The following is a 12,482-nucleotide window of genomic DNA, read 5'->3' as shown; positions in this document are numbered from 1 at the left end:
AGACAGCCCCCACCCCAGGAAGAGGCACCCCTCATGGGCAAGCTCGTCTCCACCCTGTTCGTCACCCTCGACGGCGTCTACCAGGCGCCCGGCGGCCCCGAGGAGGACCCCGGCGGCGGCTTCACGCACGGCGGCTGGACCCATCCGTTCGGCGACGAGGACTTCGGCGGGTTCGTCGTCGAGAGCTTCGCCCGGGCCGGGGCGTTCCTGCTCGGCCGCCGTACCTACGACATCTTCGCCTCGTACTGGCCGAAGGTGACCGACCCGGCCGACCCGGTCGCGAGCAGGCTGAACGCGCTGCCCAAGTACGTGCCGTCGGCGACCCTGACCGACCCCGCGTGGTCCGGCACCACCGTGCTCGGCGGCGACCTCGCCAAGGAGGTCACGGCCCTCAAGGAGCGCACCGACGGCGAACTCCAGGTGCACGGCAGCGGCGCGCTGGTCGGCTCCCTGCTGGACCTGGGCCTCGTGGACACCCTCCACCTGCTGACGTTCCCGGTCGTCCTGGGCTCGGGACGCCGTTTCCTCCGGGAGGGCGCGGTGCCGACCAGGTTCCGGCACACCGGCGGACTGATCACCACGACGGGCGTCTCCGTCCAGTCGTACGACCTCGACGGCCGCCCCACGTACGGCTCGTTCGCCGCCGACGGGAACGTAGGTTAACTCCCTGAAAACTCCGGCGACTTGGCGGGAAATTCTTCGGGCTTGTCATTGACATGCCACTGTCTACGCGCGTCATCATGGAGGCATGAGATTCCCCCCACGAATCACCCGCATCGGCGCCGCGGGCGCCCTGCTCTCCGCGCTCCTCGTCGGCGGCGCCGTCTCCGCCACCACGGCTGACGCGGCCGCCGCCTCGGTCGGCAGCATCTGCTACAGCGATCTGCCGTCGCAGGCCTACGACACGCTCGACCTGATCGCGTCGGACGGTCCGTTCCCGTACTCGCAGGACGGGACCGTCTTCCGCAACGCGGAAGGCATCCTGCCCTCCGAGGCCACCGGTTACTACCACGAGTACACGGTCATCACGCCCGGCTCCTCCACGCGCGGGGCGCGACGCATCGTGACCGGCGAGGAGTACCAGGAGGACTACTACACGTCGGACCACTACGCCTCGTTCGACCTGATCGACTTCGACTGCTGAGTCGTCGATCGGGCCGGCCGGTCCGGCGCCGGGGAACGGCGCGACCAGCCGGAGGTCCGGTCCGCGTTCAGCCGGACCTCCGGCTCCGATGAGCTCCACCAGCCGTCGCACACCACGGCTCTCGCCCCGCGGCCTTCCCCCACGCCGGCCGCGGGGCGAGTCGTACCCGCCGCCGCGGACTGCCGCCACGCGCGCGTGGGCCCTGGGACGGCGGCCACGCGCGTGTGGACCTTGGGACCGTGCCGCCAGGTGCCCGGGGGCCCTGGGGCGGCGGCAGCTGATGCTGACCCTGCGCGACCGGGCCCGGCGCGCCGAGACCGAGGCCGGGCTGCGGGCCGAACGGGCCCAGCGGCTGCCCCCGGAGGCGATCGCCCGCGAGATGCACGACGTCCTCGCGCACCGGCTGACCCTGCGCGCCGGTGGTGAGGGCCGTCAGCCGGCCGAGGGCCCCCAGGCGAGCCGGTCCGGGATCTCCGCGAGCGCCACCGGCCTGCGTTCGTGCCGGGACAGCTCGCAGGCCTCCGCGATCCTGAGCGCCTGGAGCGCCTCGCGCCCGTCGCAGGGGTTGGCCAGCTCGCCGCGGACCACGTCGACGAAGGCGCACAGCTCGGCCTCGTAGGCGGGCCCGAACCGCTCCAGGAAGCCGGGCCAGGGCTTGTCCGCGGGAGGCGGCCCGGTCGGCTCGGTGGAGGCCACCGGCGTCCGGTCGTCCAGGCCGACCACGACGGTGTCCCGCTCCCCGGAGAGCTCCATGCGCACGTCGTACCCGGCGCCGTTGAGCCGGGCCGCCGTGGCCGTGGCCAGCGTGCCGTCGTCCAGGGTGAGCACCGCCGCGCCCGTGTCGACGTCCCCGGCCTCGCGGAACATCGCGGGCCCCGCGTCCGAACCGGTCGCGTACACGTCGACGACCTCGCGGCCGGTCACCCAGCGCAGCACGTCGAAGTCGTGGATCAGCGTGTCCCGGAACAGCCCGCCGGACAGCGGCAGCCACTCCGGCGGGGGCGGGGACTGGTCGGAGGTCAGCGCCCGTACGGTGTGCAGCCGCCCGAGCCGGCCCGAGCGCACCGCCTCCCGGGCGCCCACGTAGCCCCTGTCGAAGCGCCGCTGGAAGCCCATCTGGAGCACCGTCCCGGCCTTCTCCACCTCGGCCAGGGCGTGCAGCGTGCCCGGCAGGTCCAGGGCGATCGGCTTCTCGCAGAAGACCGGCAGCCCGGACCGGGCCGCCCGGCCGATCAGATCGGCGTGCGCCGAGGTCGCGGTGGTGATCACCACGGCGTCCACGCCCCACCTGAAGATCTCGTCCGTCCCGGGCGCCGCCGTCTCCCCGAGGCGATGCGCCAGATCCTGGGCCCGTGCCGGATCCACGTCCGTGAGGATCAAGGACCCGACCTCACGATTGCGGCTGAGCGTGTTCGCGTGGATGGCGCCGATGCGACCCGTACCGATGACCCCGATGCGCATGGGAACAAGGTGCTGGTGCACCCCGTGCGCTGTCAATCCGCATGTCCGGACAACCGAACTACACAACTTCCCGTCAACCCGGCACGGGGATACGCTCGGGCCCGTGCCGAAACCAGAAGTGGACCCGACCGTGACGCTCGACCTCAGCGTGGACCGGAGCTCGCCGGTCCCGTTGTACTTCCAGCTGGCCCAGCAGCTGGAGGCCGCGATCGAGCACGGCTCGCTCACCCCCGGCAGCCTGCTGGGCAACGAGATCGAGCTGGCCGCGCGGCTCGGCCTGTCCCGCCCGACCGTCCGCCAGGCCATCCAGTCCCTGGTCGACAAGGGTCTGCTCGTCCGCCGCCGGGGCGTCGGCACCCAGGTCGTGCACAGCCAGGTCAAACGCCCGCTGGAGCTCAGCAGCCTCTACGACGACCTGGAGTCGGCCGGCCAGCGCCCCGCGACGACGGTGCTGGTCAACACCGTCGTCCCGGCGTCGGCGGAAGTCGCGGCGGCGCTCGGGGTCGCCGAGGACACCGAGGTGCACCGGATCGAGCGGCTCCGTCTGGCACACGGCGAGCCGATGGCGTACCTGATCAACCACCTGCCGCCCGGTCTGCTCGACCTCGACACCGGGCAGCTGGAGGCGACCGGCCTGTACCGCCTGATGCGGTCCGCGGGCATCACCCTGCACAGCGCCCGCCAGTCCATCGGCGCGCGCGGCGCCACCGCCGTCGAGGCCGAGCGGCTGGCCGAGGCGGAGGGCGCCCCGCTGCTCACCATGCAGCGCACCACGTACGACGACACCGGCCGCGCCGTCGAGTTCGGCGACCACATCTACCGGCCGACCCGCTACTCCTTCGAGTTCCAACTGCTCGTACGGGCCTGAGCGCCGCCCCTGGGAGCGCTGCGCCGGTCATAATGTCCGGACAATGTGACCCGTGTCCGGCCCCCGCCTCTGTAAGGCGTGTACCCCGTGTTCGATACTGAAGTGTTTGGGGCAGGTGAGGTCGCCGCCGGTGGTCACCGACGGTGAGCGCGCCCGCCCCTCTCGCATGTGAAGAGCACGGCAAGAAGGGCACGGCCTCGTGGCACGGTTTCGGACCTGGGTGGGCATCGCGGTGGCGGGGACGCTGAGTCTCTGCCTCGCCGGGTGCAGCAGTACCGGCGGCAAGCGGGCGGAGGACGCCCGGGCGGCAGCGGCGGCCCAGGGCGAGGCGGCGGTGAGCACCCCCCGCTGGACCTTCGCGATGATCAGCCACTCGGGCGACGGCGACACCTTCTGGGACATCGTGCAGAACGGCGCGGAGCAGGCCGCCCGCAAGGACAACGTCAACTTCCTCTACTCGCACGACGACGAGGCCCAGCAGCAGGCGCAGCTGGTGGACGCGGCGGTCGACAAGAAGGTCGACGGGATCATCGTCACCCTCGCCAAGCCCGACGCCCTCAAGGCGGCCGTGGCCCGCGCCGAGAAGGCCGGCATCCCGGTGATCACCGTGAACTCCGGCTCCGCGGAGTCCAGGGCCTTCGGTGCCCTCGCGCACATCGGCCAGGACGAGAAGGTGGCGGGCCGGGCGGTCGGCGAGGAGCTGAACGAGCGCGGCCGCAAGAAGGTCCTGTGCGTCCTGCACGAGCAGGGCAACGTCGGCCACGAGCAGCGCTGCGCCGGAGTCGCCGAGAAGTTCGACGGCACCGTCGAGAACCTCTACGTCAACGGCACCAGCATGCCCGACGTGCAGTCCTCCATCGAGGCGAAGCTCCAGGCCGACAGGTCCGTCGACGCGGTCGTCACGCTCGGCGCGCCCTACGCCGACACCGCCGTCAAGGCACGGACGGAGGCCGGCAGCAAGGCCGAGGTCGACACCTTCGACCTCAACGCCAAGGTCGCCGCCGGGCTGAAGGACGGCACCCTCGGCTTCGCCGTGGACCAGCAGCCGTACCTCCAGGGCTACCAGGCGGTCGACCTGCTCTGGCTCTACAAGTACAACGGCGACGTCCTCGGCGGCGGGCAGCCGGTGCTCACCGGCCCGCAGATCGTCACCAAGGACCAGGCGGCCGCCCTGGAGAAGTACACCGAGCGGGGCACCCGATGAGCGCGGCGCTGGACAAAGCGGTTGATGAAAGGATTCTGCGGACCTCTCCGCTGCGGAAGCTGCTCACCCGCCCCGAACTCGGCTCGGTCGTCGGCGCCCTCGCCGTCTTCCTCTTCTTCGCCCTGGCCGCCGACGGCTTCCTGCGCCCGTCGAGCCTCAGCACGGTCCTCTACGCCTCCTCGACGATCGGCATCATGGCCGTCCCGGTGGCGCTGCTGATGATCGGCGGCGAGTTCGACCTCTCGGCCGGCGTCCTGGTCACGTCCTCCGCGCTGGTCTCCTCGATGTTCAGCTACCAGCTGACGGCGAACACCTGGGTGGGCGTCGCGGTCTCCCTCGTCGTCACCCTGGCCGTCGGCGCCTTCAACGGCTTCGTGCTCACCCGCACCAGGCTGCCCAGCTTCATCGTCACCCTGGGCACCTTCCTGATGCTGACCGGCGCGAACCTCGGCCTCACCAAGCTGATCGACGGCACGGTCTCCACCAAGTCCGTCGCCGACATGGAGGGCTTCGCGTCCGCCCGCGCGGTCTTCGCCTCGACCCTGACCGTCGGCGGGGTCGACGTCAGGATCACGATCCTGTGGTGGCTCGCCCTGGTCGCGGCCGCCTCCTGGATCCTGCTGCGCACCCGCGCCGGCAACTGGATCTTCGCGGTCGGCGGCAACCAGGACGCGGCCCGCGCGGTCGGCGTCCCCGTCGCGAGGACCAGGATCGGCCTCTACACGGGCGTGGCGTTCGGCGCCTGGGTCTGCGGCCAGCACCTGCTCTTCTCGTACGACGCCGTCCAGTCCGGCGAGGGCGTCGGCAACGAGCTGATCTACATCATCGCGGCCGTCATCGGCGGCTGCCTGATCACCGGCGGCCACGGCAGCGCGGCCGGCTCGGCGGTCGGGGCGCTCATCTTCGGCATGACCAGCAAGGGCATCGTCTTCGCCGAGTGGAACCCCGACTGGTTCAAGTTCTTCCTCGGGGCGATGCTGCTCCTCGCGACCCTGCTCAACACCTGGGTCCGCAAGCGCGCGGAGGCCACCGCATGACCCTCGTCCAGCTGTCCGGCGTCAGCAAGCACTACGGCACCGTCCGCGCCCTGGAAGGGGTCTCCCTGGAGGTCCACGCGGGCCGGATCACCTGCGTCCTCGGGGACAACGGCGCCGGCAAGTCCACCCTCATCAAGATCGTCGCGGGCCTGCACCGGCACGACGGCGGCACCCTGCGCATCGACGGCGAGGAGACGGTCCTCACCTCCCCGCGCGACGCCCTGGACCGCGGCATCGCCACCGTCCACCAGGACCTGGCGGTGGTCCCGCTCATGCCGGTGTGGCGCAACTTCTTCCTCGGCTCGGAACCCCGCAAGGGCGTGCTCAGGCGCCTGGACGTCGACTTCATGCGCCGCACCACGCACGCCGAACTCCTCCGCATGGGCATCGACCTGCGCGACGTCGACCAGCCCATCGGCACCCTGTCGGGCGGCGAACGCCAGTGCGTGGCCATCGCCCGGGCCGTGTACTTCGGCGCGAAGGTCCTGATCCTGGACGAGCCGACGGCCGCACTCGGAGTGAAGCAGTCCGGCGTGGTCCTCACATACGTGGCGGCCGCCCGTGACCGGGGACTCGGTGTTGTGTTGATCACCCACAACCCGCATCACGCGTACCTGGTGGGGGACAGTTTCGTGCTGCTCAGGCGCGGCGAGCTGGTGGCCGCCCGGACACGTGACGAGATCACGCTGGAGGAGCTGACGCGCCAGATGGCGGGCGGCAGCGACCTGGACGCGCTCCGCCACGAACTGCGGCGCCCCTGAAAAGGGCGCGGGAAACGGCGCGACCGGCCCCACACGCCGCGTCCGGCAGCGCACCGGTTCCTTATCTCCCCCAAACGGCGCCGCCCCTTTCGGTGAGGCACAATCAAGCCCGATGAGCACCTACCGCGACCTCACCGCCCCCATCGGCTCCCGCCGAGCCCCGGTCCTGCGCACCGTCGGCACCCGGGAACGCCGGTCACACCTGACGGCGCCCCGCGTGCCCACCGTCGGTATCGACATCGGCGGCACCAAGGTGATGGCGGGTGTCGTGGACGCCGACGGCAACATCCTGGAGAAGCTCCGCACGGAGACCCCGGACAAGTCCAAGAGCCCGAAGGTCGTCGAGGACACGATCGTCGAACTGGTCCTGGACCTCTCCGACCGGCACGACGTGCACGCGGTCGGCATCGGCGCCGCCGGCTGGGTCGACGCGGACCGCAACCGCGTCCTGTTCGCCCCCCACCTGTCCTGGCGGAACGAACCGCTGCGCGACCGCCTCTCCGGCCGCCTCTCGGTGCCCGTGCTCGTCGACAACGACGCCAACACCGCCGCCTGGGCCGAGTGGCGGTTCGGCGCCGGCCGCGGCGAGGACCACCTGGTCATGATCACCCTCGGCACCGGCATCGGCGGCGCGATCCTGGAGGACGGCCAGGTCAAGCGCGGCAAGTACGGCGTCGCCGGCGAGTTCGGCCACATGCAGGTCGTCCCCGGCGGCCACCGCTGCCCGTGCGGCAACCGCGGCTGCTGGGAGCAGTACAGCTCCGGCAACGCGCTGGTCCGCGAGGCCAAGGAGCTGGCCCTGGCCGACTCCCCGGTGGCCTACGGGATCATCGAGCACGTCAAGGGCAACATCGACGACATCACCGGCCCGATGATCACGGAGCTGGCCCGCGAGGGCGACGCCATGTGCATCGAGCTGCTCCAGGACATCGGCCAGTGGCTCGGTGTCGGCATCGCCAACCTCGCCGCCGCCCTCGACCCCTCCTGCTTCGTCATCGGCGGTGGCGTCAGCGCCGCCGACGACCTGCTGATCGGCCCCGCGCGGGACGCGTTCAAGCGCCAGCTCACCGGCCGCGGCTACCGCCCCGAGGCCCGCATCGCCCGCGCCCAGCTGGGCCCCGAGGCCGGCATGGTCGGCGCCGCCGACCTCGCCCGGCTCGTCGCCCGCCGCTTCCGGCGCGCCAAGCGGCGCCGGGTCGAGCGTTACGAGCGCTACGAGCGGTACGCGGAGGCCCGCCGTACCCAGGACTCCGCATGATCGCGTCGCTGCCCCACCAGGCCGCGCCCCCGGACGAACCGAGGCGCCCGGCCGAGACCCCCGGCCACCGGGCCCGGCGCCGGACGCTGACCCTGCTGATCATCGTGCTGCTCATCGGCGTACCGGCCGGCTACCTGGTGATCTCCGCCAACCAGAGCCGCAACAGCGGCAAGGACAAGGAGGCCAAGTACTCGGCGACCGGCCTCAGCGCGGGCTGGCCGTCCAAGGTGCAGCGGCGCCTCTACCAGGTGCCCGTCCCGCATCCGGCCGACACGATCGCGTACTACGAGACGAACAACTGGAAGACCAGCCGTCTCTACGTCCAGTTCCGCACCAACAGCGCCGGCCTGGACAGCTTCCTGGCGGGCATCGGCGTCGACCGGGACGCCCTCAGGAAGGACGACATCACCATCGGCGCCCGCGACCAGAAGGTCACCGGCTGGGACTTCACCGGCCCGGGCACCTGGTCGGGCCTGACGCACACCCAGAAGAACCCGGAGCCCACCCAGGACGTGGTCGTGAACACGGCCGACCCCAACTACCCGATGATCTACGTCGTCTCGCGCACCGTGCCCTAGCGACCGGGCCCGGCCGGTCGCCGGGGCCGATTGTCAGACCCCGCCCGTACAGTCGGAGACATTCGATCCGACAGGCGGGCGGGAGGTGGCAGAACGTATGAGCGGCGCGGTGTCCGAGACCCAGACCGACGTGCCGGTGCGCCTGGCCGCCGTCTACCTCCCCGCCGACCTGCCCCGCCACGGCCGGATCGCCTTCTGGGACCCCGACGGGCACCCCCTGCCCACCCCCGGGACCGAGGAACTGACGGTCGTACGACGCCACGGGACCGGGGTCCGCCGCCGGCAGGTGCCCGCGCTCACCCTGCCGCTCGCCCAGGCGCTCCCGCTGCTCGTCCACGCCCGCCGCGACCCCGCCGCCCATCCCGCCACCGCCTGCTGGGGCGCCGCCGCCCTGCACGCGCTGCGGCTCGCCGCCCGCGGCCGGCTGCTGCCGGGCCTGACCCCCACCGGACACGACGCCTGGCGGGCCGGCCCCCTGGAGCCCGCCGACATCGCCCACGTCCGCGCGGTCGCCGCCGCCCTGCCCGCCGAGGGCCACGCCGTCCCGCTGCCCGGACCCGGCCCGCTCCGGCTGCCCCGGCCCGAGGCGCTGATCCGCTCCTTCCTGGACGCCGTCGCCGACACCCTGCCCCGCACCCCGGCCGCCCCGCACACCTCCGGCAGGCCCTTCGCCGCCCGCGAGGCCCAGCGCCTCCCCGACGCCCACGAGTGGGCCGCCGAGGTCGCCGCCGGCATGGACGCGGGCGTGCGCGTCTCGCTGCGCCTGGACCTGGCGGCGTACGACCTGTTCGACGACGGCGAGGGCGCCCACCGCGCGGGAGCGGCCGTCGTCCAGGTGCACAGCCTCGCCGACCCCACCCTGATGACCGACGCCGCCGCCCTGTGGGCGGGGCTGTCGGACGCCGGGTTCGGGCCCCGCGCGCGCGTGGACGCGGCGCTGGCCGTGCGCCGGGCCGCGCGTGTGTGGCCGCCGCTGGACCGCCTGGCCGAACAGGACACGCCCGACGTCCTCGCCCTGTCCGAGGAGGAGCTGGGGGAGCTCCTCGGGGTGGCCGCGACCAGGCTCGCGGCGGCCGGGGTCGCCGTCCACTGGCCCCGGGACCTGGCACAGGACCTGACCGCCGCCGCGGTGGTCCGGCCCGCCCCCGGCTCGGCCACCGACGGCACCGGCTTCTTCGAGAGCGAGGAACTGCTCCAGTTCCGCTGGCAGCTGGCGCTCGGCGGGGACCCGCTCAGCGACGCCGAGATGGACGCCCTCGCGGAGGCCCACCGCCCCGTCGTACGGCTGCGGGACCGGTGGGTGCTCGTCGACCCGGCCCTGGTCCGCAAGGCCCGCAAGCGCGAACTGGGCCTGCTCGACCCGGTCGACGCGCTGTCCGTGGCCCTCACCGGCGAGGCCGAGATCGACGGCGAGAAGGTCGAGGCGGTCCCCGTCGGCCTCCTCGCGGCCCTGCGCGACCGCCTCACCGCAGGCGTCCACCCCGCCGAACCGCCCGCAGGACTGCACGCCACCCTGCGCGACTACCAGCTCCGGGGCCTGGCCTGGCTCGACCTCATGACCTCCCTCGGCCTCGGCGGCTGCCTCGCCGACGACATGGGCCTCGGCAAGACGATCACCGTCATCGCCCTCCACCTCAAGCGGGCCCGCAGCGAACCGACCCTGGTGGTCTGCCCCGCCTCGCTGCTCGGCAACTGGCAGCGGGAGATCGCCCGCTTCGCCCCCGGCGTCCCCGTCCGCCGCTTCCACGGCCCCGACCGCTCCCTCGACGGCCTCGACGGCGGCTTCGTCCTCACCACGTACGGCACCATGCGCGCCGCCGCGGCCCGTCTCGCCGAACAGACCTGGGGCATGGTCGTCGCCGACGAGGCGCAGCACGTCAAGAACCCCTACTCGGCGACCGCCAAGGCGCTGCGCACCATCCCGACCCCCGCGCGCGTGGCCCTCACCGGCACCCCGGTCGAGAACAACCTCTCCGAACTGTGGGCCCTGCTCGACTGGACCACCCCCGGACTCCTCGGCCCGCTCAAGTCGTTCCGCGCCCGCCACGCGCGCGCGGTCGAGAACGGCGAGGACGAAGAGGCGCTGACCAGGCTCGCCCGCCTCGTCCGCCCCTTCCTCCTGCGCCGCCGGAAGTCCGACCCGGGCATCGTCCCCGAGCTGCCGCCCAAGACGGAGACCGACCACCCGGTCCCGCTCACCCGCGAACAGGCCGCGCTGTACGAGGCGGTGGTGCGCGAGTCGCTGCTCGCCATCGAGACGGCGGACGGCATCGCCCGCCGGGGCCTGGTGCTCAAGCTCCTCGGCGCCCTGAAGCAGATCTGCGACCACCCCGCGCTGTACCTGAAGGAGGAGTCCGGCGCCGAGGGCCTGGCCGTCCGCTCCGGCAAACTCACCCTGCTCGACGAGCTGTTGGACACCGTCCTCGCGGAGGACGGCTCGGTGCTGGTCTTCACCCAGTACGTCGGCATGGCCCGCATGATCACCGCGCACCTGCGGGCCCGCGCGGTCCCCGTCGACCTCCTGCACGGCGGCACACCGGTCCCGGAGCGGGAGCGCATGGTCGACCGCTTCCAGGCCGGGGCCACCCCGGTCCTCGTGCTGTCCCTGAAGGCCGCGGGCACCGGCCTCAACCTCACCCGCGCCGGCCATGTCGTCCACTTCGACCGCTGGTGGAACCCGGCGGTGGAGGAACAGGCCACCGACCGCGCCTACCGCATCGGCCAGACCCAGCCCGTCCAGGTCCACCGCCTGGTCACCGAGGGCACCGTCGAGGACCGCATCGCCGAGATGCTGGAGTCCAAGCGCGCCCTAGCCGACGCGATCCTCGGCTCCGGCGAGGCCGCCCTGACCGAACTGACGGACCGCGAGCTGTCCGACCTGGTGTCGTTGCGGAGGACGTCATGAACGAGGACGGACAGCGCCCCGCCGACGCCGCCCGCCGAGCGCTGCGCGCGGCACGGGGGCGCGGGGCGGAGACCGGGGGCGGGTGCGGCGAGGAGGCGGCTCCGGCGGAGGAGGCGGTGGCCGCCGTCGCCGGTACGACGGCGTCCGCGGCCGAGGACGAAGGCGGGCCGGGACGCGGGACGGGAGGCGAGGCGGGAGGCGGGACGGAGGACCCGGCCGTGGGCGCGGCTGTGGGCGCGGCCGAGCAGGTGGAGCGGACGTGGGGCGCGGCCGGGGCGGGGGAGCGGACGCCGGAGGCCGACTCGCGGGCGAGTGGAGCCGGGGTCCGGGCCGGGTCCGGGTCCGGAGCCGGGGACCGTACGTCGAGGCCGGGTGACGTTGCTCGGCTGGCGCTGCGGGCCGCCTTCGCCGCGAGGAACGCGGAGGGTGCGCAGCGCGTGCGGGGCGGAGCGGACACGGCGGGCAACGGGGACACGGCGGGCCGAGCCGACGCGGTGGGCAAGGGGGACGCGGAGGGACGGGCCGACGCGCTGGGCAACGGGGACACGGCGGGCCGAGCCGACGCGGTGGGCAAGGGGGACGCGGAGGGACGGGCCGACGCGGTGGGCAACGGGAACACGGAGGGCCGAGCCGGCGCGGCGGGCCATGGGGACGCGGAGGGACGGGCGGGTGCGCGGGGCCGGCCGGACCCGGCCGATGCGGAGGGCCGCGAGAAACGGGGCGACGAGGCCGATGCCGCCGTCCGCCCCCGCCCCGCGGCCTCGCCCGCTGCCGGGGTCCAGGCCCGCTCGGACACCGCTGCCCCGCCGCGCCCCGGAGACGTCGCCAGGGAGGCCCTGCATGCCGCGCGCGAGAAGCGGCGCCTGGCCGAGGCCGCCGCGGCGGCCGAAACCGCACCCGCGCCCGCACCGGCTCCGGCCGCAGAGCCCCGGCAGCGCACGGCCCGCGACCTGAAGCAGTTCCTGGCCACCGCCTTCCGCATGCCTCCGAACCAGGACGAGCCGGAGGGCCCAGAGCAGGCCGACCCGCCCGCCGACGGCGCCCCCACCGCCGACACCGCGACCACACACGCCTCCCACCCCGACGAGCCGTCACCCTCCACACCCGACGCCTTCCGTCGTCCCCGGACCCTGGCCGCCTCCCACCCCGACGAGCCGTCACCCTCCACAGCCGACGCCTTCCGTCGTCCCCGGACCCTGGCCGCCTCCCACCCCGACGAGCCGTCACCCTCCACAGCCGACGCCTTCCGTCGTCCCCGGACCCTGG

At 73.5% G+C, this 12,482-nt stretch carries 10 protein-coding genes and 2 pseudogenes; 11 read left to right on the top strand and 1 reads right to left on the bottom strand.

Annotation, left to right across the window (positions count from 1 at the left end):
* Positions 1 to 33: 33 nt before the first annotated feature.
* From ACZ619_RS25115 to ACZ619_RS25105, 3 genes and pseudogenes are all read left to right on the top strand, one after another.
* The gene (locus tag ACZ619_RS25115; protein ID WP_469602974.1) at positions 34 to 663 is read left to right on the top strand and encodes a dihydrofolate reductase family protein; all 630 of its coding nucleotides are present in this window, start codon (positions 34 to 36) and stop codon (positions 661 to 663) included.
* Between the two features lie 85 nt (positions 664 to 748).
* The gene (locus tag ACZ619_RS25110) at positions 749 to 1,144 is read left to right on the top strand and encodes a ribonuclease domain-containing protein (RefSeq protein ID WP_469602971.1); all 396 of its coding nucleotides are present in this window, start codon (positions 749 to 751) and stop codon (positions 1,142 to 1,144) included.
* A gap of 268 nt (positions 1,145 to 1,412) precedes the next feature.
* Positions 1,413 to 1,560 (top strand): annotated as a pseudogene (locus ACZ619_RS25105) (sensor histidine kinase); the annotation flags it as partial.
* Positions 1,561 to 1,576: 16 nt separating this feature from the next.
* Here the strand turns inward: ACZ619_RS25105 and ACZ619_RS25100 are convergent.
* Positions 1,577 to 2,605 (bottom strand): Gfo/Idh/MocA family protein, encoded by a 1,029-nt coding sequence (locus ACZ619_RS25100; RefSeq protein ID WP_469602969.1) that lies wholly within the window; start codon positions 2,603 to 2,605, stop codon positions 1,577 to 1,579.
* A 130-nt stretch (positions 2,606 to 2,735) separates the two neighbouring features.
* Between ACZ619_RS25100 and ACZ619_RS25095 the strand changes: the two genes are divergently transcribed.
* The 8 genes and pseudogenes from ACZ619_RS25095 to ACZ619_RS25060 all read left to right on the top strand — a co-directional run.
* The gene (locus tag ACZ619_RS25095; RefSeq protein ID WP_469603280.1) at positions 2,736 to 3,473 is read left to right on the top strand and encodes a GntR family transcriptional regulator; all 738 of its coding nucleotides are present in this window, start codon (positions 2,736 to 2,738) and stop codon (positions 3,471 to 3,473) included.
* 199 nt (positions 3,474 to 3,672) lie between these two features.
* Positions 3,673 to 4,677: a sugar ABC transporter substrate-binding protein gene (locus tag ACZ619_RS25090; RefSeq protein WP_469602967.1), complete on the top strand. Its 1,005-nt coding sequence runs from the start codon at positions 3,673 to 3,675 to the stop codon at positions 4,675 to 4,677.
* Entirely contained in the window at positions 4,674 to 5,714 is a 1,041-nt protein-coding gene (locus ACZ619_RS25085; RefSeq protein WP_469602964.1) for an ABC transporter permease, read from the top strand. The genes ACZ619_RS25090 and ACZ619_RS25085 overlap by 4 nt, the downstream gene beginning before the upstream one ends.
* On the top strand, positions 5,711 to 6,475 hold the full coding sequence (locus ACZ619_RS25080; protein WP_469602962.1) for an ATP-binding cassette domain-containing protein: 765 nt from the start codon (positions 5,711 to 5,713) through the stop codon (positions 6,473 to 6,475). Before ACZ619_RS25085 ends, ACZ619_RS25080 begins: the two co-directional genes overlap by 4 nt.
* Positions 6,476 to 6,587: 112 nt before the next feature.
* A complete protein-coding gene (locus tag ACZ619_RS25075) occupies positions 6,588 to 7,733 on the top strand; it encodes an ROK family glucokinase (RefSeq protein ID WP_469602959.1) in 1,146 nt (381 codons plus the stop codon).
* Entirely contained in the window at positions 7,730 to 8,311 is a 582-nt protein-coding gene (locus ACZ619_RS25070) for a sugar kinase (RefSeq protein ID WP_469602956.1), read from the top strand. Before ACZ619_RS25075 ends, ACZ619_RS25070 begins: the two co-directional genes overlap by 4 nt.
* Before the next feature lie 97 nt (positions 8,312 to 8,408).
* Complete coding sequence (locus ACZ619_RS25065; RefSeq protein WP_469602954.1) at positions 8,409 to 11,216, top strand: DEAD/DEAH box helicase; 2,808 nt, start codon at positions 8,409 to 8,411, stop codon at positions 11,214 to 11,216.
* Positions 11,213 to 12,482: pseudogene (locus ACZ619_RS25060) on the top strand (hypothetical protein); the annotation flags it as partial. The gene ACZ619_RS25065 and the pseudogene ACZ619_RS25060, both read left to right, overlap by 4 nt.

This window comes from Streptomyces sp. NPDC104367, from assembly GCF_055583825.1.
Note: the sequence above shows the minus strand (reverse complement) of the source record. Positions and strands in the feature narration are given on the sequence as shown.

Excerpts from the sequence above, each read along its gene's own strand:
- ACZ619_RS25115 (WP_469602974.1), top strand. The coding sequence starts at position 34 with ATGGGCAAGCTCGTCTCCACCCTGTTCGTCACCCTCGACGGCGTCTAC.
- ACZ619_RS25110 (WP_469602971.1), top strand. The coding sequence starts at position 749 with ATGAGATTCCCCCCACGAATCACCCGCATCGGCGCCGCGGGCGCCCTG.
- ACZ619_RS25100 (WP_469602969.1), bottom strand. The coding sequence starts at position 2,605 with ATGCGCATCGGGGTCATCGGTACGGGTCGCATCGGCGCCATCCACGCG.
- ACZ619_RS25085 (WP_469602964.1), top strand. The coding sequence starts at position 4,674 with ATGAGCGCGGCGCTGGACAAAGCGGTTGATGAAAGGATTCTGCGGACC.
- ACZ619_RS25080 (WP_469602962.1), top strand. The coding sequence starts at position 5,711 with ATGACCCTCGTCCAGCTGTCCGGCGTCAGCAAGCACTACGGCACCGTC.
- ACZ619_RS25075 (WP_469602959.1), top strand. The coding sequence starts at position 6,588 with ATGAGCACCTACCGCGACCTCACCGCCCCCATCGGCTCCCGCCGAGCC.
- ACZ619_RS25070 (WP_469602956.1), top strand. The coding sequence starts at position 7,730 with ATGATCGCGTCGCTGCCCCACCAGGCCGCGCCCCCGGACGAACCGAGG.
- ACZ619_RS25065 (WP_469602954.1), top strand. The coding sequence starts at position 8,409 with ATGAGCGGCGCGGTGTCCGAGACCCAGACCGACGTGCCGGTGCGCCTG.